Raw genomic sequence first — 19,646 nt, 5'->3', positions numbered from 1 at the left:
TGTCAAGCACAACAGACGGTCGCATGGGCATCCTTTCTTATCGAAACTCGTTGAGATGATATGCAATCAAGAATAGAATTTCAAGAACTATTTTCGAGAATCGCAATGCCTTGATTCCCGTGCCGCGCCGGTTGCCTTGGCGGGCTTGTCACAAACCTACGTTTTCAAGAAGAAGGAAACCGCATGCCCCGCCGTTCGATCCTCTCCGCCGCCGAGCGCGAAAGCCTGCTGGCGTTGCCGGACACCAAGGATGAGTTGATCCGTCACTACACGTTCAGCGAAAGCGACCTCTCCATCATCCGGCAGCGGCGCGGCCCGGCCAATCGGCTGGGCTTCGCGGTGCAGCTCTGCTACCTGCGCTTTCCCGGCGTCATCCTTGGCGCTGATGAGCCACCGTTCCCGCCATTGCTGAGACTGGTCGCCAACCAGCTCAAGGTCGGCATCGAAAGCTGGGACGAGTACGGGCAGCGTGAGCAGACCCGACGCGAGCACCTGGTCGAGCTGCAAACGGTGTTCGGCTTCCAGCCGTTCACGATTGGCCACTACCGGCAGGCTGTCCAGTTGCTGACCGAGCTGGCCATGCAAACCGACAAGGGCATCGTGCTGGCCAGAGCCTTGATCGAGCACCTGCGGCGGCAGTCGGTCATTGTGCCCGCCCTCAACGCCGTCGAGCGGGCGAGCGCCGAAGCGATTACCCGCGCCAACCGGCGTCTCTACGACGCCTTGGCTGAGCCGCTGACGGACGTGCATCGCCGTCGCCTCGACGATCTGCTCAAGCGCCGCGACAACGGCAAGACGACGTGGCTGGCCTGGCTGCGGCAATCCCCGGTCAAACCGAACTCGCGGCACATGCTGGAACACATCGAACGCCTCAAGGCGTGGCAGGCGCTCGACCTGCCCTCCGGCATCGAGCGGCTGGTTCACCAGAACCGGCTGCTCAAGATCGCCCGCGAGGGCGGCCAGATGACGCCCGCCGACCTGGCGAAGTTCGAGCCGCAGCGGCGTTACGCGACCCTGGTGGCGCTCGCCATCGAGGGCATGGCCACCGTCACCGACGAAATCATCGACCTGCATGACCGCATCCTGGGCAAGCTGTTCAATGCCGCCAAGAACAAGCATCAGCAGCAGTTCCAGGCATCCGGCAAGGCGATCAATGCCAAGGTGCGGCTGTTCGGGCGCATCGGCCAGGCGCTGATCGAGGCCAAGCAAGCGGGCCGCGATCCGTTCGCCGCCATCGAGGCCGTCATGTCCTGGGATGCTTTCGCCGAGAGCGTCACCGAAGCGCAGCGGCTCGCGCAACCCGAGGACTTCGATTTCCTGCACCGCATCGGCGAGAGCTACGCCACGCTGCGCCGCTACGCGCCGGAATTTCTCGACGTGCTCAAGTTGCGGGCCGCGCCCGCCGCCAAGGACGTACTCGACGCCATCGAGGTGCTGCGCAGCATGAACAGCGACAACGCCCGCAAGGTGCCCACCGACGCGCCGACCGAGTTCATCAAGCCGCGCTGGCAGAAGCTGGTGATGACCGACACCGGCATCGACCGGCGCTACTACGAACTGTGCGCGCTGTCGGAGCTGAAGAACGCGCTGCGCTCCGGCGACATCTGGGTGCAAGGCTCGCGCCAGTTCAAGGACTTCGAGGACTACCTGGTGCCGCCCGCGAAATTCGCCAGCCTCAAGCAGGCCAGCGAATTGCCGCTGGCCGTGGCCACCGATTGCGACCAGTACCTGCATGACCGGCTGACGCTGCTGGAAACGCAGCTCGCCACCGTCAACCGCATGGCGCTGGCCAACGAGCTGCCGGACGCCATCATCACGGAGTCGGGCCTGAAGATCACGCCGCTCGATGCGGCGGTGCCCGATACCGCACAGGCCCTGATCGACCAGACGGCGATGATCCTACCGCACGTCAAGATCACCGAATTGCTGCTGGAGGTAGACGAATGGACGGGCTTCACCCGGCACTTCGCCCACCTGAAGTCAGGCGACCTGGCCAAGGACAAAAACCTGTTGCTGACCACGATCCTCGCCGACGCGATCAACCTGGGCCTGACCAAGATGGCGGAATCGTGCCCCGGCACGACCTACGCCAAGCTGGCCTGGCTGCAAGCCTGGCACATCCGCGACGAAACCTACGGGGCGGCACTGGCCGAGCTGGTCAACGCGCAGTTCCGACATCCCTTCGCCGAGCATTGGGGCGACGGCACCACGTCATCGTCGGACGGCCAGAACTTCCGCACCGGCAGCAAGGCCGAGAGCACCGGCCACATCAATCCGAAATACGGCAGCAGCCCAGGGCGGACGTTCTACACCCATATCTCCGACCAGTACGCGCCGTTCCACACCAAGGTCGTGAACGTCGGCGTGCGCGACTCGACCTACGTGCTCGACGGCCTGCTGTATCACGAATCCGACCTGCGGATCGAGGAGCACTACACCGACACGGCAGGGTTCACGGACCACGTCTTCGCGTTGATGCACCTGCTGGGCTTCCGCTTCGCCCCGCGCATTCGTGACCTGGGCGACACCAAGCTCTACATCCCGAAGGGCGATGCCACCTACGAGGCGTTGAAACCGATGATCGGCGGCACGCTCAACATCAAGCACGTCCGCGCCCATTGGGATGAAATCCTGCGGATGGCCACCTCGATCAAGCAGGGCACGGCGACGGCCTCGCTGATGCTCAGGAAGCTTGGCAGCTACCCGCGCCAGAACGGCCTGGCCGTCGCCCTGCGTGAGCTGGGACGCATCGAGCGCACACTGTTCATCCTGGACTGGCTGCAAAGCGTCGAGCTGCGCCGCCGCGTGCATGCCGGGCTGAACAAAGGCGAGGCGCGCAACGCGCTGGCCCGCGCCGTGTTCTTCAACCGCCTGGGGGAAATCCGCGACCGCAGCTTCGAGCAGCAGCGCTACCGGGCCAGCGGCCTCAACCTGGTGACGGCGGCCATCGTGCTATGGAACACGGTCTATCTGGAGCGGGCCGCGAACGCCTTGCGTGGCCACGGTCAAGCCGTCGATGACGGCCTGTTGCAGTACCTGTCGCCGCTCGGCTGGGAGCACATCAACCTGACCGGCGATTACCTCTGGCGCAGCAGCGCCAAGATCGGCGCGGGCAAGTTCAGGCCGCTACGGCCGCTGCAACCGGCTTAGCGTGCTTTATTTTCCGTTTTCTGAGACGACCCCTACATGCACGACCGTTACGGGCTGTCGATGTCCAAGGCACAACAGCAGTTGCTGATGGCCTGGGATCACCAATACCCAGTGACCGCGTGGGAACAGGAGCGTGACCGGCGCATTGCCCGAATAATGGGGCACAGCAACCCATTCGTAACAGGTGAGCATTCTTGGAGTCTCGGGATGCGAGTGACGGGAGCCGGCACGATGCCCCAGGCCATTCGGAGCGAGCCAGTTCAGCACCAGGTATCTGGTGGAGACGCCTCCAACTCGATCCAGTTGGTGATTGGGAACCGCAATAGCAATGTATACCACCTGCCAGTGGGCTGTCCGAGCTATGGAAAGGTCGGAACGCGCAACCGGGTAGAGTTTGCGAGCGCTGCGGACGCCGAAGCGGCGGGGTTTAAACGGGCCGGAAACTGCCGATAGGGGGCCGTGCGGGGGCGGATATGCAGTTTTGTAGTGCTGGGGCTTGCCTGAACCTTTTCCTGCCCTCTGGACGCTCTGCGGTGGCTACAGCAAGCGTGAGGTGAGGAAGCTGGTATCGCAGGCACGGCCGGGTGTATCACAAAGATCTCCCGGCCGACCTCAATGATCATTCAACTGTCTGGTGCTGTTTCGTTTTTGCGGCCTGCTGGGGCGGTACCGGCTCAGGTTGGGCCGGCGTCGTGGCCAAGGTATGAGTAATCACCGAGCCGCTTTTGTTTGCCAGGTTCTTTGCCAGAGACTCACGGACAACTTCCATAGTGAGTATCCGCGAGGTGGCAATCGCAGATTTGAGGGGCTGGCCAGCTGCAACCAATACCTCAACCATGTCCAGGGCCGTATTCACGCCGGCTTCGATTCGTTTCTCAACGCCATCAATCATCATCGTCTCTTTCTCCATTTTGGCCGCTTACGGAATTGCAAGAGACCTCAAAGGAGCGTACTCGGTTCATTAGTGGCTTGAACAGCTCAGCGCATGGAGGGATAATGTTTGCAACCTAATTATTAGGAAGCTAACCGTTTAACATAATCCCTATTATACGCAATGAAATCATAAGCTTGCGCATTAGAATTAAAGCCATTTCTAGAATTTTAGACCCGCACCAGGAAACCCGCGAGCTCCACTCATCGGACCTCGCACGCCAAGAAAAACGGAGGGTCACTTAAGGCGCATACACGGTTTTGTGCCCAGATTGGCCACGGCCGGTCCCCTCGCAACCAACTGGCGGCAAGCTCCTGAGGAGTCATGAACCAAGTCTTTTGGGGGCTAGAAATGTCGCTTATGCGCGTGAGGAAGCCCTTGTCCTCAGTCACGACCAAGGCTGGTAGCATCAAAAACCGATAGAAATCAAAATCAATTCCATCATTTCGATTGTTGTGCGAAGCGGGAGAGTAGGCATGCTTAGATTTGCGTGTCCTTACCCATTGCCGATAGAGGTACCTTATTTGAAGGTCACATCTCGCGCTCATTGAGATACCTGCGAGTGGACGATCGGCATCAAGCTCGGCTAAGGCATCTTTTAGTACTTTGCCTTCCAATTCCTTTAAATTATCGAGGGCATGAAGTTTCTGTTGAAGATCCAACAGCAAATTCCTAAATGACAGAGCATAGACGCCACTATAACTTTGAAACCTTGCTATACGCTCCTTAACTGTTGCGAGTTCAAGAGCGAGATGAGAATCAAATTTATCGAACTGCGCAATCCACTCTTCGCGCTCATCCTGAAGTATTTTTTCAAGCTTCGAGTGATACTGTGAGTTTTTCGGCTCTGATTGAATATTACAAAGTTTCTGCCACCCGTCCTTTGAAAGATCCCTTACTTCACTAGCGCACCAAGGATCCTTACCAGCAATTCCAAGCATCCCTAAGATGTCTCTCTTCCCAAGGATGATGGGATATTCTGGATCGAGAAAGGTCTCAAGCCCTTGAATCATACGACTGAAGCAAGGTTCACTCATCCCTCCCTCAGGCTTTGTAATCTGATTTAAGAGCTCCGCAAATGCCCCATCCGCGAGTGCAAAAGCGTATTCACCAGAGGAAGCCATTTGACCAAAGGTATCAAGCCAGTCCGGACAAGTCGTGGACTCCCCAAGTGTACGCGCGACGTTAGTATCGAGGGCAACGATGCACTTTTCCAACGGTATAATGTGACGCTGACTAGATTTCATTATCTAGAAGGTCCCTTTCGAGTATTTATGCTTAATTTAAAAAGGTTAGCCACTAATGCCGCCACTTAACGCATCCTGGCATTCATAACCAAGATAAAATAATAACTCACATAAATCTCTATTTGTGTGAGTTATTATTTTACAGTTCCAACAGGTCTAGAATTTCCGATCCCAAAATTTGAAGTCCAGTTTCCATGCTCGTGAACTCATCAATCCGCCCGATGAAGTTGGCGTGGCTATTATCGAGCCCATCTTTTACGCCAATCAGTCCAACCGTCAACGGCAGACCGCGTTCATCGAAGGAGACCTGACACCGAATCAGCCGGTAGACCTCGCCGTCGCGCGAGTTCTGAAGATACGCCCCCTCCCCGAATCCGGCCTCCCCCAAGATCTGGTACGAGATTCCTTGCATGATATGAGGTCTTGAAACCAAAAAGCTCACGACGTCATCCCGGGAAAGATTCTTTGCTTGCTCCCAGCCGTCTGGATCTACTGATCTCAACAGCGCCAAAAGCTCAGATCTCACCCGCGCAACGTACGCCATCACCCTCTCCATCGCGAACCCATTACTCGACTCGCTGAAAAACCGTCATAGCAATAAGGCCCTTCCCGTCAGTGGTCGGTCGAGTGGTTATTTGCCAACCCGACGCGGTACCTAGATTTCTCACGCCCTTTTGCTGCTCACCATAGCGGCGAGCCTTGTCTTTCTCCTGCTTCGCAGTCAGCGTTTTTACCCTGTCCGCCTCCCGAACGATCCGGGCCAGCCTCGAAAAAACGTTGTCGAGCTTACACTCGCCCTTCGTTTCATCCAGGTACTCGATAACTGCATGGTACGTGAGGTAGATGCGGCCAAACGTAGGATTGTCGACGAAAGGTTGTGGCGGGGGTTTCCCATCCCATCTCACGCAGATGCCAGGATGCTCTTCCAGCGCCCACTCCTCCCCTTTCTCGACTGAAATGTTGTCCAGGCCGAGGAGTTGTGTCCGAAGTGCATATGCGTATTGGTAGAGCTCTTCTTTGGAACTTGTCACCAGCAGGAGACGCTTTACAGCTCCTCGCGAAACCACCAGCTTCAGGTTGCGGGATGTTCGATTTGCCCCAGCGAGCTCCAACCAGATCAGGCAGCACCAGGCGCCATACAGCTCGACGAAGTCCAGGGCATTGGGCCCGAGGTCTTTTGAGACATGGACATCCACAGTGCGAAAAAAACGATCGTCGCCATTAAACTTGACCTGGTACAGGCCTGGTGTATCGGTTGTTGAGGTGCTGAGCTTGACCACTTTGAAAGTCATTGTTCGGATCTCGATTGCGATGCTTGAAGACTCGCACGTCTTACTGGAATGCAAGCGGACAATTCTACCCGACTCCTGATCGATCTCATGGCCATAAAAAAAGGGCCAGCTAAATTAGCCGGCCCTTTTGGTTTCTTGCATGCGGTCGCTAGCGACAATCTTTTCGAGAATGTCGGCAGCCTCCATTGTGTATGGCCCTTCAAAGATGACGTTGAGTCCATCTTGAAGGGCCTTTGCATGGGCCATGATGTACCGACGCGACGCCGGCACCCGGTACCGGCTTACCAACAGCAATCGGTAATCCCCTGCGCTCCCACTAAAACCGCTGGGCGGTGAGAATGGGTCGAGGGCATTGGCGCCTGGCGAGGTGACAACACGCACCGGGTCATACAGATAAGATGTGACGCTCATCAAGCCGCCCTCCTCATCTGTGGGAACCCCATGCATCCAAGCTGCACCAGCACATCATTCCAGTCGACTGACTTTTCGCCTTCCAACAGCGGCAATGAGGGAGTCAGTATCTGAGCTTGGATACCCTTCTCCCAGAGACGCTTTTTCAGGTTCATGCCCGCCTCTTCACCGCGCCCGGATCGGTCCTTGTCGATCCAGATCCTGACGCGTTTTGTGCGAGGGCCAGGCTCGAAACCCTCCAACAACGTTGCATTCACCAATGAGTGAACCTGCACAGCGAAATTGGTACCGGTTTCTATTGCCCAAGCCGTTTCCAGCCCCTCACAAACATCAATTTCCTCCTTGTCCCAAGCCCCCACGAAAATGCCACCGCCAGTAACCAGTTTGTCGGTAGGATACATGCACATTTTCTTAGCACTCTGGACGGGTGCTTTCAGCCCCTTCGGGGTTAGAAAGTACCGGTGGAGCGTGATAGGAAGCCCTGCCTTAGTAACTTTCGCGACAATGCCGGGAAAATCACCTTCGAACTCACCATCCTCGTTGTAACTCGAGAGGCTCGGATGAAACCGAACCACCCTTTCGACGCCCTCACGATCCCAACAGAGAATCTTGCGGCTGGCCAAATACAGTCGGGCCGGCTCAGCATCTGCATGCGTAAGCGGAATACTGCCCTTCCAAAGCTCATTAAGTTTCTTGCTGTGATAGAGGTTTGAAGCAGCCTCTCTTTCCTCAAGTTCTTTGCGACGTGCCGCGAGCGCCTGCTCGTTGGCCCGGTTAACCTTCTCCTGCTGATTCTCATCTTCAGTCGAGCGAATCCCCAAGAAGTCACCAACATCGGCCACAGCATCGGCAAATCCGTAGTTCTTCACCCACATCAGCAAGCTGAATCCATCGGGGTACGTTCCACAGGTGTTGCACATACCGCCGCCGGAGTCTTGAAAATCCTTACGGAAGAACTTGAACCCATCGCCGCCACGACCAGCCACCCCATGGACAGGGCACTTGGTGTGTCGACCTGGTTTATCAAACGCTCGGGAATCGATCTCAGGGCACAAGTCCCTCAAAATCACATCCCAGCCTTTTAGCTTCGCCGCATTACGTACAACTTCGGCTTTCAAATTTCTCATAGTGCACCTCCAGGTAAGCCCAACTCGGGACTTCCCCAAGCCACCGAAACGGGAGCTTGGGGAAGCCCCGAGCCGGGGGAATAGGACACCTGAAGGAGCTCCACCCCTTGAGGGGGCAAAGCCCCCCAGGGGTGGTTAAGCTGCCAACCGCAACCGCGGTTTCATCAGCTTCAAGTAGGTATCGCGCGCTTCAGCAATCGCCTCGCGCACAACATCACGTGTGTCTGTACAGAGCCCCTTGATCGAGGGATCACGACTGAACCCGTAAATATCAACCTCAGCCAGTACAGCGATATCGTCGCCGTCATCATCAAGCATGGTGACAGTGACTTTGAGGCTGAAGCATTCGATCTCCCCATCCATGATTTGCTGGATGGTTTGGTCGAGGTAGACGAGCTCTTCCTCGGTTTCAAAGACATCGAAGTCATCCGGACACTTAAAAACATCAACCCGAAAGTTGGAGGTTTGAAAGGTGCGCAGCTTTGTCTTTTCGGAGACGTACGCATCAAGGAGTTTGTACCCTCGGTGCGCAAGCTCTGCACCGGTGGCCACAACATCATCGGCAAGCGCAGTGACCAGTCGATGAAGAGCAACTTTTTGAGCGGGTCCACCTAGTTCATCAGCTGGAGTGAGCTCGACGTAAACTGGATCGATACTCAGGGAGGTCGATCGTTCATGCACGTAGCGCATTCCAGAGTCCCGGGTGATCTCCAGCTTTTCGGGTAGCACCAGGCCATCCCAGACAGTCGAAGTCACATCCGGAACAAGACGCGAAGCAAGACGCTTCACATCCAACTCACCAGTGAAACTTGCACCATCGCCCTGACAACAGCTCAAAGAAAAATCGACGTCTTCAGCGGGGTAGCCGTTTAACACCAGGTAGCGCTGCATCAGGGTTTTGATTGCGTGGTTAGTAGACATAAAGGGACTCCGGTAATTGGAGCCCACTACCCCTATTGGGGCATGTAGGCCCCTATAGGGTTTGATCAATCAGTGGATATGCTTCGTTCTAATTCGAATGAGAAAGACATCCCAGGCCAGATGGCCGTGGGAAACAACCTTCCCATCATCCACCAGCACACGGCGCTTGCCGGTGAAGCCGGTATCGATAGCGAAAGCAGTCTTGTCTCGAGCATTCGGGTAACGAGCGAGCAGTGCACGCAGTGCTGCATAGTGTCGAAGCGCGAAGGCACGGCGAACGACGTTCGCAATACCTCCACAGCGGGACACGGCTTCTGCTTCGACGCCACGCGTCAATGCTTCAGCCTCACCGGTAGTGAGTGTCATCGTCTCGCGGAGTAGCGCGACTAAACGGGGGTAGGACTTCATTTCTTGGTCCCATCCTTCTGTTTGATCGGTAAGCCGCAAATGCTGCTCATCATGCTGACAAAGCTTTCATCGCTGAGAGCCTCTTGATAGTGAGCAACCCGATTTTGGGCGTGGGGCTTCGGTGGTGACGGGAGGGGCTTCTGTGCATTACTCATACACGTTGCTCCATCTTCACAACCTGGTCTCCCCGCGTCACATACGACCAGCTACAGCCGAAGGGTGATGACGCTCCAATCAGCTTTGCAGGCGAAAAAATCATAGATGTACCTCCAGAATGGAGGTGAGATGCCAACCCCGAGTGGGGAAGGACCCCACCAGAAAGGTTGGAACAACGGTGTTACGACAGGCTTACCCAATGTCCGGCGAGAGCCAAGCACAGGGCCGTGTGAATCAAATTACGTCAAACACGAAGTCGACGATGATGATCACGAGATTCAGTAAGTCAGACATGTTGCACCTCAATTTTAGTTTTAGTGCAAGGTCTCCCCTACAGGGAGAAACCCCTGCAGGGTGGGTTAGCCAGAATGGCCAATGTTGATGCTGCTTTAGGGACGCGCAGCTAACGCCATCTCCGATCGCAACAGAGCGATAGGAAGAATCTTTGCTTGGGAAAACTGGAGCTTTCCGAAACAACCCTTGAGGTCGGTCGGTGGCCTGCTGGCCGAGAGGATGCTGATCACAGCTGGTTGAAATATAGCACTCGGCATTTTGAGATGGAAGCAGGGAGGAATCCCCCCTGCTCCAATCACCTACGCACGTTTCTGAACCATCTCGTCCTTCATCGCCCGGAGCAAGTCCAGGTGATACGAGCGAAGCTCCGAAGCAGCAATCGTTGAACATGCTGCCGAGATTTCGTGAACCAGTTGAATGAATTCACGAAGATGCGCCGTGGTGGTGATCCCGCGCTCACAGTAGCTGGCTTCAATCTCTTGCTGAGTAACGTCAACTTGAGACGCCAGGTAGAGAGGACGGTCCCTCCTGTCCAGTAGCAGAACTTCCGTAACACCATCATGGGCACCTTCAGGAAAGAGTGCCGCTTTTCTGCGCTCGATGATCTCGTTGAAATGCGAGAGAACCAGCGCTGGGTTATTGGAAATCTGGGAAACCGGAAAATTGTTCATGAAGCCTCCAACACGAAAGTCGAGGCCTCTCCCCTATCGGGAAAAGAACCCGACGGGGTTTGCTGCATATGCAGCGTTACGCCACAGATGTGGCAAGTAGGATCACCAGGATGATTCAACTGCGTCCATCATGATTTGCAGTCGCAACAGCGGTAGCTTCATAAGCCACGTTCTGGATTCAGTAGTGAAACTCGCCAGCAAAGTAACAAGTCGACCGTGCTCTTCGAGCTCAGCGAACGTGGTGACCTTTGCCAGACGCATCCTGCATTTGATTGAGCGAAACTCGTCGCGCTCAATCGTCGTCAACAACGACGCCTCATCACATTCGATTCCATTTGAGCGCATGCGCTCCATACGAAAAGGAAGTGACTGAGCGACCTTATCGAAACCAGCTGCCACGAGCTGTTGTGAAATATTCATGTTGCCTCCGGTGGTTAGAGACAACATTCCCGATCGGGAGCGATTGTCCCAATGGGTTGAATGGCGAGTGCCAAGGTGATGCTGCATAGAGTTGCAGCTGACTATCGTCCTGGAAACGCATTGTTCGCAGGTGGATTCGGTTGAGAGACTCGCCTCGTTAGAAGAGGTTCTCCGAACCGAACACTCTCCCCAGACCGGGAGAGAATCGGAAGCGCCCCTCTTTTACAAGAGGGGCGAGGACAACAGTTAAAGACCTTTATTCGCTTGGTTCCTGACTTCCTTAATCGCCCCAACGAGAGGAGCGAAAAAGATCGCCGGCGCAGCTTTCGCCGCAACAACGAACTCAGCTTTGAAACCTTTGATGAAACCTACAAGGTGTTTGCGAATCATGGTCAGCTCCTCGCGTTACATGAGTTCAGCATATACCTTGATCGGTATCTGTTCAAAGCGAATTAGGCCACTTTGGGGGTCCCACCATCGGAGTCACGAGCCTGCAGCTTTCGCCACTGACCGATGACACCAGAAATCGCCCCACGAACGGGAGCAAAATAGATGGCGGGGGCCTGCTGAGCTGCCTTCACAAACTCAGTTAGGCAGTGCTCAACCAGGGAACTTTTATTACCGCTATTAATGCCCATTTTGTCTCATCTCCTTGACTGCAGCCCACGAGGTAAAGCCCAGGAACGACAGAAAGGTAAGCGCATCGACCACCAGGATCGCGTGCTCGAGGAACGTAAGAACGCTGAGCGTGAACTCGGCGACGTGGTACTCACGAAGTTTGTGGACAAGCCACCCGAGAAATACGGAAGGCGTGGCAATTATTATGAAAATGCCGGAACCCACAACCGTGTGAGCGAGGAAATGCACCAACGGCGCATACCAGGGTTTTTGATGCGGAGAGCTATTTTGGTTCTCCATGAGGGACACTCCTTTTGTGTGCGGGAGGCCCTACCCCGCAGGGATAGAGGCTCCCCGCGGTTGCTGGATTGCTGAAATTAAGGGATCAGCTGCACCTTTACTGCTTTGTCCTATATGGACTCAGCGCGAACACGAATTCCATTACGGTCATCGTGAACAAACACTTCTTTTGGCGCCCTGCAGGCGTGAGCCAACATATGTGGTTTTTATGCCACATGGACAGTTCTCAGTTGCGCATCCAGAAGCTTGCCTTTGTGTTCGAGCCAGTTGCGAAGTGCTTCGCACTGGTCGAGATTAAAGCCAGAGTTTTCCCCCATTCGAACAAGGTTAAGAATGATCTCAGAGGTGTAGTTCTCTTCAACAATTCCGGCGAACACGAACCTTGCTTTGGGGATGGACTCAGGAGCATTGCCAGAAAGGGATTCGATCTCATCACCGTGATTGGTAAACAATTCTTCGATCATCCCAACCTTGCCCTGTAGGACCGGGCAACTCTGTGAGAGCTCAGGTCCAAATTTCGTGTGAAAGTGTCGTACCAGCCCATCGATCAACTCGATAATGTCGGGCAACCCGGCCTGCTCGTCCCGCACAAAGACGCGAGCTCCTACAAAGGCCCCGTACTCACAGCGGGAGATAACCGTCCTCTCGCATATTTCGATGTCGTTATCGCTCCGATCTGCATAGATCGCTTGCGCGGCTTTTGCGAAAAGGTTTGTGCTTGAATCAACACCAAAATAATTTTCGCAATCAGCAAACGTCAAACCTGCGTCAACAGCGACCTTAAGCAGGTCCAACGGCGATGGCGCCGCCGACATCTGAAGGTCCAATCGCTCGTTTCCGACCAGGTTGTTTTGATTATTCATGTCGTGCTCCAAAAGGAGCCGGGCATGTCCCCAACGCGGGGGCATGTTCCCGGCGGGGTTTGATAGTGAATTTATTGCCTAAAGGCCAAAGCCTCTCAGCGACGTCATTGAATCAACCACCCAGGGAAAACCCGAGTGGTGATCTGGCCCTCACCGCATAGTGAGGGGCCGCGACCACCTATTGATGCTGGATGGTCGATTCATGGAACAGGAAGGCTACCGATCTCGCTTCGTTACATCGCCGGTTATTTTTTCCGTGGTGGTACTTAGCAAATCCCATAACGCTATAGCGGGTGCCCAAAAGCCTTGAAGGGTTTCTTGTACGCCGCGCTTGAAGCCACGAATGAAGGCATTCATAGCCATCTCCAATAGTTTTTCCTGTTTGCATAAGGGCATGCCCAGGCCGCCCCGTTAGTGACGGTTCAGGCCAGAAGAGCCTTGCTGGCGTGGTAGGTGGAATAGATCGTCCACCAGCCCAAGAACACGCAGTCGCTGTACAAGATCACATGTTCCAAGAGTTTCAGAACTGGGACCAGGTCCTTACCGGCCTCGAAGCCCCCCACCCAACTGGTAAGGGTCGAGATCAGAAGGCTCGCGAGCACGAGCAGGGAAAAGAAAATGACTCCCATGACCAAGTGGCCAAGGAACTCACCAATGATGCCAAGATTTTTTTTCATAGGTTTAACTCCGGGTTGAGGCGGAGCTAACCCCCGACAGGGAGCTAAACCCCGCCGGTTTGGTTTTAATGCTGCAGTAGTGCAGCTGCTTTCAATTCGAACCAACATTGGTTCGAGTGAAACCGCTTGAGCAATGCTCTTGCCGAAGCGGTCTCTAAACCGCCCCGGGAACTCCCCGGGGCGATGCGAGACGATTTAAGCAGCTAGTCGGTAGGTACCAGGCGCAACGCGTTCAAAATAGCGCGCGTCCTGTACCACCTGACGAACTTTTGCCTCCCAGTGCTGATTTGACCGAGAACCTGCGTACGGCGCGATCAGTTGGTTAATCTCTTTGAGGTGTAGGACCTTGCCACCTTGAAGGATGCGACGTATCGCGGCCCGCCAAGTAGTCCCAACCCATGACGCAGCACGACTTTCGACCTGAGCCAAGAAAAACAGAGACTCCTTGTTCTTCTTGAAGACCAACAATTTTTCGTGGGCGATCCTGACGATGTTGCCTCGGTATTCCCGCCGATCAGAAACGCAGTTGTGCTGAATCTTGATAATTTCATCAACAAGCCGACCCGGCGCGACCCGTTCGACGAGCGATGACAAATTGAGGTACTGACCTTGCCGACGAAGATTGCCCATCAAAATTCCGTAATGCCCATTTTTTTCGACGGCGTCATGAATGTTCATGATGGAAAGCTCGAGAGCCTCCGTGAACTCGGCAAGGGCCATTCGACTCATGTCCCACTTGTTTGGCTCTCCCCAGACCTCCCCGCTATAGACCAGCATCGAAGCATAGGGGGCATGCCACCAACAGGTGTGGGCCTCCTCTCCAAGAAAGGCCCGCATGTCGTCCAGCAACAGGTTGGTCCCCTGGTGAAGGTCGGTACCCTTGAACCGGAGTCCGAGCTCGTTGGCAACGTCGACAGACGTACCGCCACCGATACTAGGGTCAAACGCAAGACCATTCTTTCGGGTGTGATACGTCCCAAAGAAATCCCTTACGATCGCGCCTGTGCAATTACCGCGGTATCGGCTATTCCCCCAATGACCACGGTCCGGATAGCTAACAACTGAGGAATTAAATTTCATGGTACGTCTCCGTTGAGGTGGCGCCCACAACCCAGCCGGGACGTGATGCGCCCGATGGGTAGGAATTAGATCTGACCGTTGTCGCACATGCTGTAGCACTGCTTGCCAACGATAATGTGGTCTATGAGCGTCACCTCCACAAGCATCAAAGCCTGCTTCAGAGATGCCGTCATGGAGAGGTCCTCAGGCGATGGGCTGCAATCACCACTGGGGTGGTTATGCGCCAAAATCACCTTTGACGCATTATGATGCAGAGCACGCTTTGCGACCACGCCAGGATGGACGCTTACATGCTGATGGCCGCCAGCGAACAGCTCTTCAAACGCGATAAGCCGATGCTGGGCATCCAGGTAGGCTACGCCAAACACCTCGCGGTCTTTCTCGCCCAGCTTGAACTTGAAGAAGTGCCGAGCACGATCCGGACTGTCAAAGCGAGCACCCTTTGCAAATCGCTTGTTGATGATTTCGTTCGCGGCCTCGATGATTTCATCGGCCGTGACGGTCTCACCGAGCAATTGAAAAACGTTAGGGTTCTCGGCTGTTTCGATAAACATAGTGGTGCCTCCAGAGATGAAGGAGGCTCTCTCCCCGGCAGGGGCAAGAAGCCCCTTTAGGGATTGTGATTGCTGGTAAACCACCAACTGGGCATCTCACCACCTGACATCAGGGGGGTGAAGAGTCAATTGCTTTCGCAAACATAGCTTGGGAAAGCAGTCGAGAAACGGGGGGGGAGTCAAAAAGAGGTGCTGAAGGGTCAGCTGTATTACGAAGCATCCGGTGGAGATGCAAGTTGAATATACGACAAATTTATCCTACCTGGTAGCGCGAGAACTTCGACCGCCCCGGGTTGGGGACGATCGAAGAGTCGCTGTGTTACGCCGCCAGATAGCGGTCGGGACTGAAGACTTTGGCGTGCCGTTCGTAGTACTGGAGCAGGTCGTTAAACCTTTCCGTCCTCTCCCTGACACTGACAAAGTGCGCAGTCGCCGTGGGTGCCTCATTGCGCAGAAGCTCAAGTGAATTTCCGTCATCGAGCTCCCATAGAAAAATCGTGCATTCGGAGGTCTTTGCAGTCCCCTTTCGCACGATTTTACGATTCCCCATCATCCGCGCGGCCTGGCAAATTACATTCATCACATGGCACCTCAGGTCGAGGCGAACACGTGCCCCTGACGGGGAACCTGCCCGCCAGGGTTGATCAATAATTACAGCGTTATCCGTTCAAACGAGACCTACGGTCTCCCAGTGCCGATAACCATCCAGACTGAAACACCAAACCCCTCCCCAAGAGGCATGCCGCCTTTGGGGAAAGTTTTGGACGCCTTGCCTACACCGACATCGCAAGCTCGGTCTGCTGCCCACTGATGTACTTCGGTGGAAGGTGGGTGGTGGCATCGATTCCCATATGACATACCGGACCGATTCCACACATTCCGCCCCCACAGATCTGCATGCAGTAGCTGTCGATCCCGTCCTCCTGGAGAGCTGTGTAAACAGGATTGATGACCTGGTTAGTCAATGCCATACCCAGTGCCTCACCAACCGCCTGAAACACGGGATACACGACCGATTGACCGAGGACCTCATGGGCAATCGTTTCTGACAACCCATCCACCATAGATGGCGGAATCCCCTTCAAACGTGCGTGCTCGGTAGCGGTAAACAACCTGCTGAGCTCTGACTTGGACGGGTCAGGATGTAGCAGAAATGGCTCTGTGCTCCGTCCTTTAAAATAGCCACGCCCGACAGTCCCAACCGAGGTGCTGTCTGCTGTGACCAACTGACGCTTGAAACCCTTGCCAGCCGCAATATCTCGCTCCTCCTTTGCCGCGAGATACTCGTAGCTTTTCCACCGAGGTGAGTCTTCAGGTATTTGCTCGAGGATATCGCCGACTTTCACTGGCTTAACGTCAGTGGCCGTCGGAAAAGTAAAGCCCTCTCCCAAGCCTTTTGTGATCGCTACAACCACCATCCGCTTCCGGTCTTCTAGCACTCCAAAATCAGCCCCCCTGAACACCGTCTCATGCAACACATATCCCAACGATGTCAGAACACTGCGAATGACGGTCATCGAAACCGAGTCCAAATATTCAGGAACGTTTTCGATGATGCAGATCGCAGGGTTAGAGGCCTTTACGAAGTCCAGAAAGTCGATGAACAAGGTACCTGCCGAGGAATGCTCCTCCGCATTCTGTATCTTGTTCTTCGAACGGCCCGAGCGGCTGGCCCCGGTGCAGGGGATCCCGGCAACTACGCAATCTAATTGCGGTACGTCGCCCGACAAGGTGAGGTCACGAATGTCGGTGTTGATCGCGATTGATTCTTCAGTCCAAAGTTCCGGATTGTTCCTTAGGGATACATCCAGATAATTGGAATCGACCTCAACGCCGACTTGTATGAAGGACGCAACCCCCGCGACCAAAAGGCCTGAGTGCAGCGCTTTATCAATGATGCCGCTCCCGTGATATAGCGAGCCTTTCGCCAGCGCCACCTTCTCGGTGAGCTTGCGTTTTATACGCTCAACACGCTCTTTGATCTTGAGGTCGATCTGCAGAGCAGTTACGACAATACGACCACTTCGAATGGCAACACGAACCTTCTCGCAGCCTTCAAAGAACTTCTTAAGCAAATCGGTGCGCACCTCCAACAGAGGCGTGACCACACCGTTTCGTTCACGTTTAGAAACAGTGAAGGAACCCGCTTCCATCGTCTCGCCGGAGACCGGTACCAACTCGAGACGCTTGGATGCTTCATTGCTTCGCAGCAGGTACTTAGCACCAACCTTTACGCCGGCATGAACCAGCTTCTGACCCTCAAGCCAGAGTCGCGCTACACCGCCCTTTGCCTCGCCAATCGTTGTGTTGATTACTGTAGTCATGGTGGAACTCCAAGTGATTGGAAGCACCACCCCCACTGGGGATGAATGCCCCCAGGTGGGTTTTAAGTTTGAGTGCTGGTGACCACCAGCTGGGTATCTTGGCTACTCACATGAGTGGCCAAAGAATGCTTGTGACTGAGTCTTGAGCAGAGTCACTCAAAAGCATTCTGAGGGTGGCCGACCCATAAGGGCCGGCTACCTCACAATCAAACGATAGCCTTGATTTCCTCCAAGAAGCTCTTGGGGTCCATCTCGACGTTCAGCCTCATGACCAGGTCGTCGACGTCGTCGTCACAGTAAGACTGAAGCTCATCGTTGTTTGTACACAAGGAGTGCATTTCATCCGACCGTTTGAAGGGGTCACACATGCCCATCTGCTGCCAGTACCGCAGGGCTGCAATGATGGTGTGCAAGTCTTCATCCTGTTGGATGAACACAAGCCCGTCGCTGGCCACCGGCGCCATGGCCGGTTCAGAAACAACGGTCTCTTGCTTGAGTATTTTCATTCGCCCGTTTGGATCTCTCACGATTTCAAGCGTGTGCTTTTCATCGTCACCAACCCATTCGGTGTGCGAGTTGTATTTAGATCCGTTCTCGGTATCGATGACATATTCGCCGACTTTAACCGTTCCAAACCGCAGGTTCATGATGTCATGCGTTTCTGCAAGGGTGAGATCGGCCGGGACCAAAACCACCTCCGTGTGACTTCCAATGAACATGCAATCAAGATTGATTTGAAGCTTGGATGTTGTAGTCATGTCGTACTCCAGGATGAGGTACGGGGCACGCCCCATCGGGACATGGCCCCGAGTGGGTTAAATCAATTTAGCAAGCTGCGAAAAAGTGTTCAGGTTCTGCACCGCGGGGGTGACATTCCGAACATTCTTTTTGACCTCGCCGTGTTCAAAGACAAGATCACCAAGGTATTCGTCTCTCAAGCTATGAACATCATCTGGGTGGATCACATTCAGAACAGAGACCGCTGTTGAAGCTGGGAGCCCGAAAAGCTGAACACCTACCGGGTTTCCATCCTCCATGACCACCAATACCTGAGGTCGCAGATTTTCAATTGGCGAGTAATTCGTGACTACGGCCCCGATGTGTTCATCGCTGACCGGGCTGAGAACACAAGTAGCGGTCCCAAGGTAGGACTGCAGTGTGGACTCAAGGTCACTCAGTTTAGCCAACTGCCCTTTTTTGTTGGCCAGCCAATACTGCTCATCGGCTGACACAAGGAACATACGATGCTGACCAATGGCAACATCGCCATCGACAACCTCACCTAACAACGAAACGTGAACGCTATCCAAGCTGACAAGCTCACGCTGACCCGCCTCAAACTTCTCCAGTGCAAGCCTGAAACCTTCAAACAAGTTGTTGGTGTTTGGTGAAACGGCAGTCAGCCAACGCTGATCGGAGTGAGCTTTATTCGTTACGAAAACGGTGTAGAACTCATTATCAACGCTTTGAAAAAATGCAAAAACTTTCATCATGGAGCTCCGGTTAAATGCGAAGCCATGACCCCAATGCGGGGTCACGAAGCCCCGCTATGGGTTGAGTTGTGCTGGCGTGACCAGCTTGTTTTCTCGAAGACCTCAAGGCCTTCGAAGAATGGAAAAATTCTTTTCTAAAGGCCTGGGCCTTCGTAAAAAAAACCAGTTATTAGGCGACAGTCACCATTTCCCGGGTTACGCCTTGAAGTCGAGGATTCCAGCAGCGCTCTACCGGCAGGCCGGCAAGCTTCACCAAATCATCGAACGCCTGCAGGGCGCACCAGCCAGTTGCAGCGTCGTACCTCCCGCCCACAAAGACAGGACAGAGGCTCGGAACATCAGTGCCGTAAACCTCAGGGCTGCCGATGATCTTGGCTAAGTCTCGCTCCCACTCATCAAACAACCATCGGTTAAAGGTGGCCACGAGCTCATCTGTCAGCATTTCTGATGGGTAGGTGCTAACCATCCCAACTTTTCCGTTGACCTGTTTTACCCACTCCTCACGAGAAAGCGTGCAAGGCTGTTCGTACGAATCAGTTGCTACTCGGCATGAGAGCCGTAATGTCTGGCCAACAATTCCGTTCTCGATCAACTTGGCTTCATAGGAATGCGTCCCACGGTAGCTGCTGACAAAGATGAAAATGTATTTCTGGGTGGTTTTGCAATTCATGGTCATCTCCAGATTGAGCGGGACCATGCTCCCGCAGGG

The 19,646-nt window shown here is 54.7% G+C and carries 22 protein-coding genes and 1 pseudogene; 2 read left to right on the top strand and 21 right to left on the bottom strand.

The window, feature by feature from the left end:
- The first annotated feature begins 183 nt into the window (after window positions 1-183).
- A complete protein-coding gene (locus tag JJD74_RS27485) occupies window positions 184-3,150 on the top strand; it encodes a Tn3-like element ISPa38 family transposase (RefSeq protein WP_003100881.1) in 2,967 nt (988 codons plus the stop codon).
- 33 nt (window positions 3,151-3,183) lie between these two features.
- A pseudogene (locus JJD74_RS27480) lies at window positions 3,184-3,603 on the top strand (endonuclease); the annotation flags it as partial.
- 166 nt (window positions 3,604-3,769) lie between these two features.
- Here JJD74_RS27480 and JJD74_RS27475 read toward each other — a convergent pair.
- The 21 genes from JJD74_RS27475 to JJD74_RS27375 all read right to left on the bottom strand — a co-directional run bounded on the left by JJD74_RS27475 (window position 3,770) and on the right by JJD74_RS27375 (window position 19,607).
- Window positions 3,770-4,045: a hypothetical protein gene (locus JJD74_RS27475; protein ID WP_016973421.1), complete on the bottom strand. Its 276-nt coding sequence runs from the start codon at window positions 4,043-4,045 to the stop codon at window positions 3,770-3,772.
- A 239-nt stretch (window positions 4,046-4,284) separates the two neighbouring features.
- The gene (locus JJD74_RS27470) at window positions 4,285-5,328 is read right to left on the bottom strand and encodes a hypothetical protein (RefSeq protein WP_200617305.1); all 1,044 of its coding nucleotides are present in this window, start codon (window positions 5,326-5,328) and stop codon (window positions 4,285-4,287) included.
- A 139-nt stretch (window positions 5,329-5,467) separates the two neighbouring features.
- Window positions 5,468-5,872: a hypothetical protein gene (locus tag JJD74_RS27465; RefSeq protein WP_200617303.1), complete on the bottom strand. Its 405-nt coding sequence runs from the start codon at window positions 5,870-5,872 to the stop codon at window positions 5,468-5,470.
- Window positions 5,873-5,894: 22 nt separating this feature from the next.
- Window positions 5,895-6,620 carry a hypothetical protein gene (locus JJD74_RS27460; RefSeq protein ID WP_200617301.1) on the bottom strand — a complete coding sequence of 242 codons (726 nt, stop codon included), beginning with the start codon at window positions 6,618-6,620 and terminating at the stop codon, window positions 5,895-5,897.
- Window positions 6,621-6,734: 114 nt separating this feature from the next.
- Window positions 6,735-7,031: a hypothetical protein gene (locus JJD74_RS27455; protein ID WP_200617299.1), complete on the bottom strand. Its 297-nt coding sequence runs from the start codon at window positions 7,029-7,031 to the stop codon at window positions 6,735-6,737.
- Window positions 7,031-8,158, bottom strand: coding sequence for a DUF7146 domain-containing protein (locus JJD74_RS27450; protein WP_200617298.1), 1,128 nt, complete (start codon window positions 8,156-8,158; stop codon window positions 7,031-7,033). The genes JJD74_RS27455 and JJD74_RS27450 overlap by 1 nt, the downstream gene beginning before the upstream one ends.
- A gap of 135 nt (window positions 8,159-8,293) precedes the next feature.
- On the bottom strand, window positions 8,294-9,079 hold the full coding sequence (locus tag JJD74_RS27445) for a hypothetical protein (RefSeq protein ID WP_200617297.1): 786 nt from the start codon (window positions 9,077-9,079) through the stop codon (window positions 8,294-8,296).
- Between the two features lie 69 nt (window positions 9,080-9,148).
- The gene (locus JJD74_RS27440) at window positions 9,149-9,487 is read right to left on the bottom strand and encodes a hypothetical protein (protein WP_234451890.1); all 339 of its coding nucleotides are present in this window, start codon (window positions 9,485-9,487) and stop codon (window positions 9,149-9,151) included.
- Between the two features lie 749 nt (window positions 9,488-10,236).
- Window positions 10,237-10,608: a hypothetical protein gene (locus tag JJD74_RS27435; protein WP_200617296.1), complete on the bottom strand. Its 372-nt coding sequence runs from the start codon at window positions 10,606-10,608 to the stop codon at window positions 10,237-10,239.
- Between the two features lie 102 nt (window positions 10,609-10,710).
- Window positions 10,711-11,028 carry a hypothetical protein gene (locus JJD74_RS27430; RefSeq protein WP_200617295.1) on the bottom strand — a complete coding sequence of 106 codons (318 nt, stop codon included), beginning with the start codon at window positions 11,026-11,028 and terminating at the stop codon, window positions 10,711-10,713.
- Window positions 11,029-11,274: 246 nt separating this feature from the next.
- Entirely contained in the window at window positions 11,275-11,418 is a 144-nt protein-coding gene (locus JJD74_RS27425; RefSeq protein WP_155943744.1) for a hypothetical protein, read from the bottom strand.
- A 237-nt stretch (window positions 11,419-11,655) separates the two neighbouring features.
- On the bottom strand, window positions 11,656-11,946 hold the full coding sequence (locus tag JJD74_RS27420; RefSeq protein WP_020799511.1) for a hypothetical protein: 291 nt from the start codon (window positions 11,944-11,946) through the stop codon (window positions 11,656-11,658).
- 206 nt (window positions 11,947-12,152) lie between these two features.
- Window positions 12,153-12,809 (bottom strand): hypothetical protein, encoded by a 657-nt coding sequence (locus JJD74_RS27415; protein ID WP_200617294.1) that lies wholly within the window; start codon window positions 12,807-12,809, stop codon window positions 12,153-12,155.
- A gap of 422 nt (window positions 12,810-13,231) precedes the next feature.
- Entirely contained in the window at window positions 13,232-13,486 is a 255-nt protein-coding gene (locus tag JJD74_RS27410; RefSeq protein ID WP_200617292.1) for a hypothetical protein, read from the bottom strand.
- Window positions 13,487-13,681: 195 nt separating this feature from the next.
- Window positions 13,682-14,566: a DNA adenine modification methylase gene (locus JJD74_RS27405; protein WP_200617290.1), complete on the bottom strand. Its 885-nt coding sequence runs from the start codon at window positions 14,564-14,566 to the stop codon at window positions 13,682-13,684.
- A gap of 65 nt (window positions 14,567-14,631) precedes the next feature.
- Entirely contained in the window at window positions 14,632-15,120 is a 489-nt protein-coding gene (locus JJD74_RS27400) for a JAB domain-containing protein (RefSeq protein WP_200617289.1), read from the bottom strand.
- 319 nt (window positions 15,121-15,439) lie between these two features.
- A complete protein-coding gene (locus JJD74_RS27395) occupies window positions 15,440-15,700 on the bottom strand; it encodes a hypothetical protein (RefSeq protein ID WP_042955674.1) in 261 nt (86 codons plus the stop codon).
- Between the two features lie 193 nt (window positions 15,701-15,893).
- Window positions 15,894-17,444, bottom strand: a complete 1,551-nt coding sequence (locus tag JJD74_RS27390; protein WP_200617288.1) for a DNA cytosine methyltransferase — start codon at window positions 17,442-17,444, stop codon at window positions 15,894-15,896.
- A 206-nt stretch (window positions 17,445-17,650) separates the two neighbouring features.
- Window positions 17,651-18,202, bottom strand: coding sequence for a hypothetical protein (locus JJD74_RS27385; RefSeq protein ID WP_200617287.1), 552 nt, complete (start codon window positions 18,200-18,202; stop codon window positions 17,651-17,653).
- 57 nt (window positions 18,203-18,259) lie between these two features.
- Complete coding sequence (locus tag JJD74_RS27380) at window positions 18,260-18,934, bottom strand: hypothetical protein (protein ID WP_200617286.1); 675 nt, start codon at window positions 18,932-18,934, stop codon at window positions 18,260-18,262.
- A 172-nt stretch (window positions 18,935-19,106) separates the two neighbouring features.
- The gene (locus JJD74_RS27375; protein WP_200617285.1) at window positions 19,107-19,607 is read right to left on the bottom strand and encodes a hypothetical protein; all 501 of its coding nucleotides are present in this window, start codon (window positions 19,605-19,607) and stop codon (window positions 19,107-19,109) included.
- Between the last annotated feature and the right edge of the window lie 39 nt (window positions 19,608-19,646).

Source organism: Pseudomonas sp. MF6776, from assembly GCF_016613125.1.
Classification (GTDB): Bacteria; Pseudomonadota; Gammaproteobacteria; order Pseudomonadales; family Pseudomonadaceae; genus Aquipseudomonas; species Aquipseudomonas iridis.
This window is presented reverse-complemented; position numbering and strand designations above follow the sequence as displayed.

What these genes read in the sequence shown, in the direction of transcription:
- JJD74_RS27380 (WP_200617286.1), bottom strand. Translation starts at nt 18,934, where the DNA reads ATGAAAGTTTTTGCATTTTTTCAAAGCGTTGATAATGAGTTCTACACC.
- JJD74_RS27395 (WP_042955674.1), bottom strand. Translation starts at nt 15,700, where the DNA reads ATGAATGTAATTTGCCAGGCCGCGCGGATGATGGGGAATCGTAAAATC.
- JJD74_RS27440 (WP_234451890.1), bottom strand. Translation starts at nt 9,487, where the DNA reads ATGAAGTCCTACCCCCGTTTAGTCGCGCTACTCCGCGAGACGATGACA.
- JJD74_RS27415 (WP_200617294.1), bottom strand. Translation starts at nt 12,809, where the DNA reads ATGAATAATCAAAACAACCTGGTCGGAAACGAGCGATTGGACCTTCAG.
- JJD74_RS27375 (WP_200617285.1), bottom strand. Translation starts at nt 19,607, where the DNA reads ATGAATTGCAAAACCACCCAGAAATACATTTTCATCTTTGTCAGCAGC.
- JJD74_RS27465 (WP_200617303.1), bottom strand. Translation starts at nt 5,872, where the DNA reads ATGGCGTACGTTGCGCGGGTGAGATCTGAGCTTTTGGCGCTGTTGAGA.
- JJD74_RS27420 (WP_020799511.1), bottom strand. Translation starts at nt 11,946, where the DNA reads ATGGAGAACCAAAATAGCTCTCCGCATCAAAAACCCTGGTATGCGCCG.
- JJD74_RS27385 (WP_200617287.1), bottom strand. Translation starts at nt 18,202, where the DNA reads ATGACTACAACATCCAAGCTTCAAATCAATCTTGATTGCATGTTCATT.
- JJD74_RS27425 (WP_155943744.1), bottom strand. Translation starts at nt 11,418, where the DNA reads ATGATTCGCAAACACCTTGTAGGTTTCATCAAAGGTTTCAAAGCTGAG.
- JJD74_RS27475 (WP_016973421.1), bottom strand. Translation starts at nt 4,045, where the DNA reads ATGATGATTGATGGCGTTGAGAAACGAATCGAAGCCGGCGTGAATACG.
- JJD74_RS27470 (WP_200617305.1), bottom strand. Translation starts at nt 5,328, where the DNA reads ATGAAATCTAGTCAGCGTCACATTATACCGTTGGAAAAGTGCATCGTT.
- JJD74_RS27400 (WP_200617289.1), bottom strand. Translation starts at nt 15,120, where the DNA reads ATGTTTATCGAAACAGCCGAGAACCCTAACGTTTTTCAATTGCTCGGT.
- JJD74_RS27410 (WP_200617292.1), bottom strand. Translation starts at nt 13,486, where the DNA reads ATGAAAAAAAATCTTGGCATCATTGGTGAGTTCCTTGGCCACTTGGTC.
- JJD74_RS27435 (WP_200617296.1), bottom strand. Translation starts at nt 10,608, where the DNA reads ATGAACAATTTTCCGGTTTCCCAGATTTCCAATAACCCAGCGCTGGTT.
- JJD74_RS27390 (WP_200617288.1), bottom strand. Translation starts at nt 17,444, where the DNA reads ATGACTACAGTAATCAACACAACGATTGGCGAGGCAAAGGGCGGTGTA.
- JJD74_RS27450 (WP_200617298.1), bottom strand. Translation starts at nt 8,158, where the DNA reads ATGAGAAATTTGAAAGCCGAAGTTGTACGTAATGCGGCGAAGCTAAAA.
- JJD74_RS27485 (WP_003100881.1), top strand. Translation starts at nt 184, where the DNA reads ATGCCCCGCCGTTCGATCCTCTCCGCCGCCGAGCGCGAAAGCCTGCTG.
- JJD74_RS27430 (WP_200617295.1), bottom strand. Translation starts at nt 11,028, where the DNA reads ATGAATATTTCACAACAGCTCGTGGCAGCTGGTTTCGATAAGGTCGCT.
- JJD74_RS27405 (WP_200617290.1), bottom strand. Translation starts at nt 14,566, where the DNA reads ATGAAATTTAATTCCTCAGTTGTTAGCTATCCGGACCGTGGTCATTGG.
- JJD74_RS27460 (WP_200617301.1), bottom strand. Translation starts at nt 6,620, where the DNA reads ATGACTTTCAAAGTGGTCAAGCTCAGCACCTCAACAACCGATACACCA.
- JJD74_RS27445 (WP_200617297.1), bottom strand. Translation starts at nt 9,079, where the DNA reads ATGTCTACTAACCACGCAATCAAAACCCTGATGCAGCGCTACCTGGTG.
- JJD74_RS27455 (WP_200617299.1), bottom strand. Translation starts at nt 7,031, where the DNA reads ATGAGCGTCACATCTTATCTGTATGACCCGGTGCGTGTTGTCACCTCG.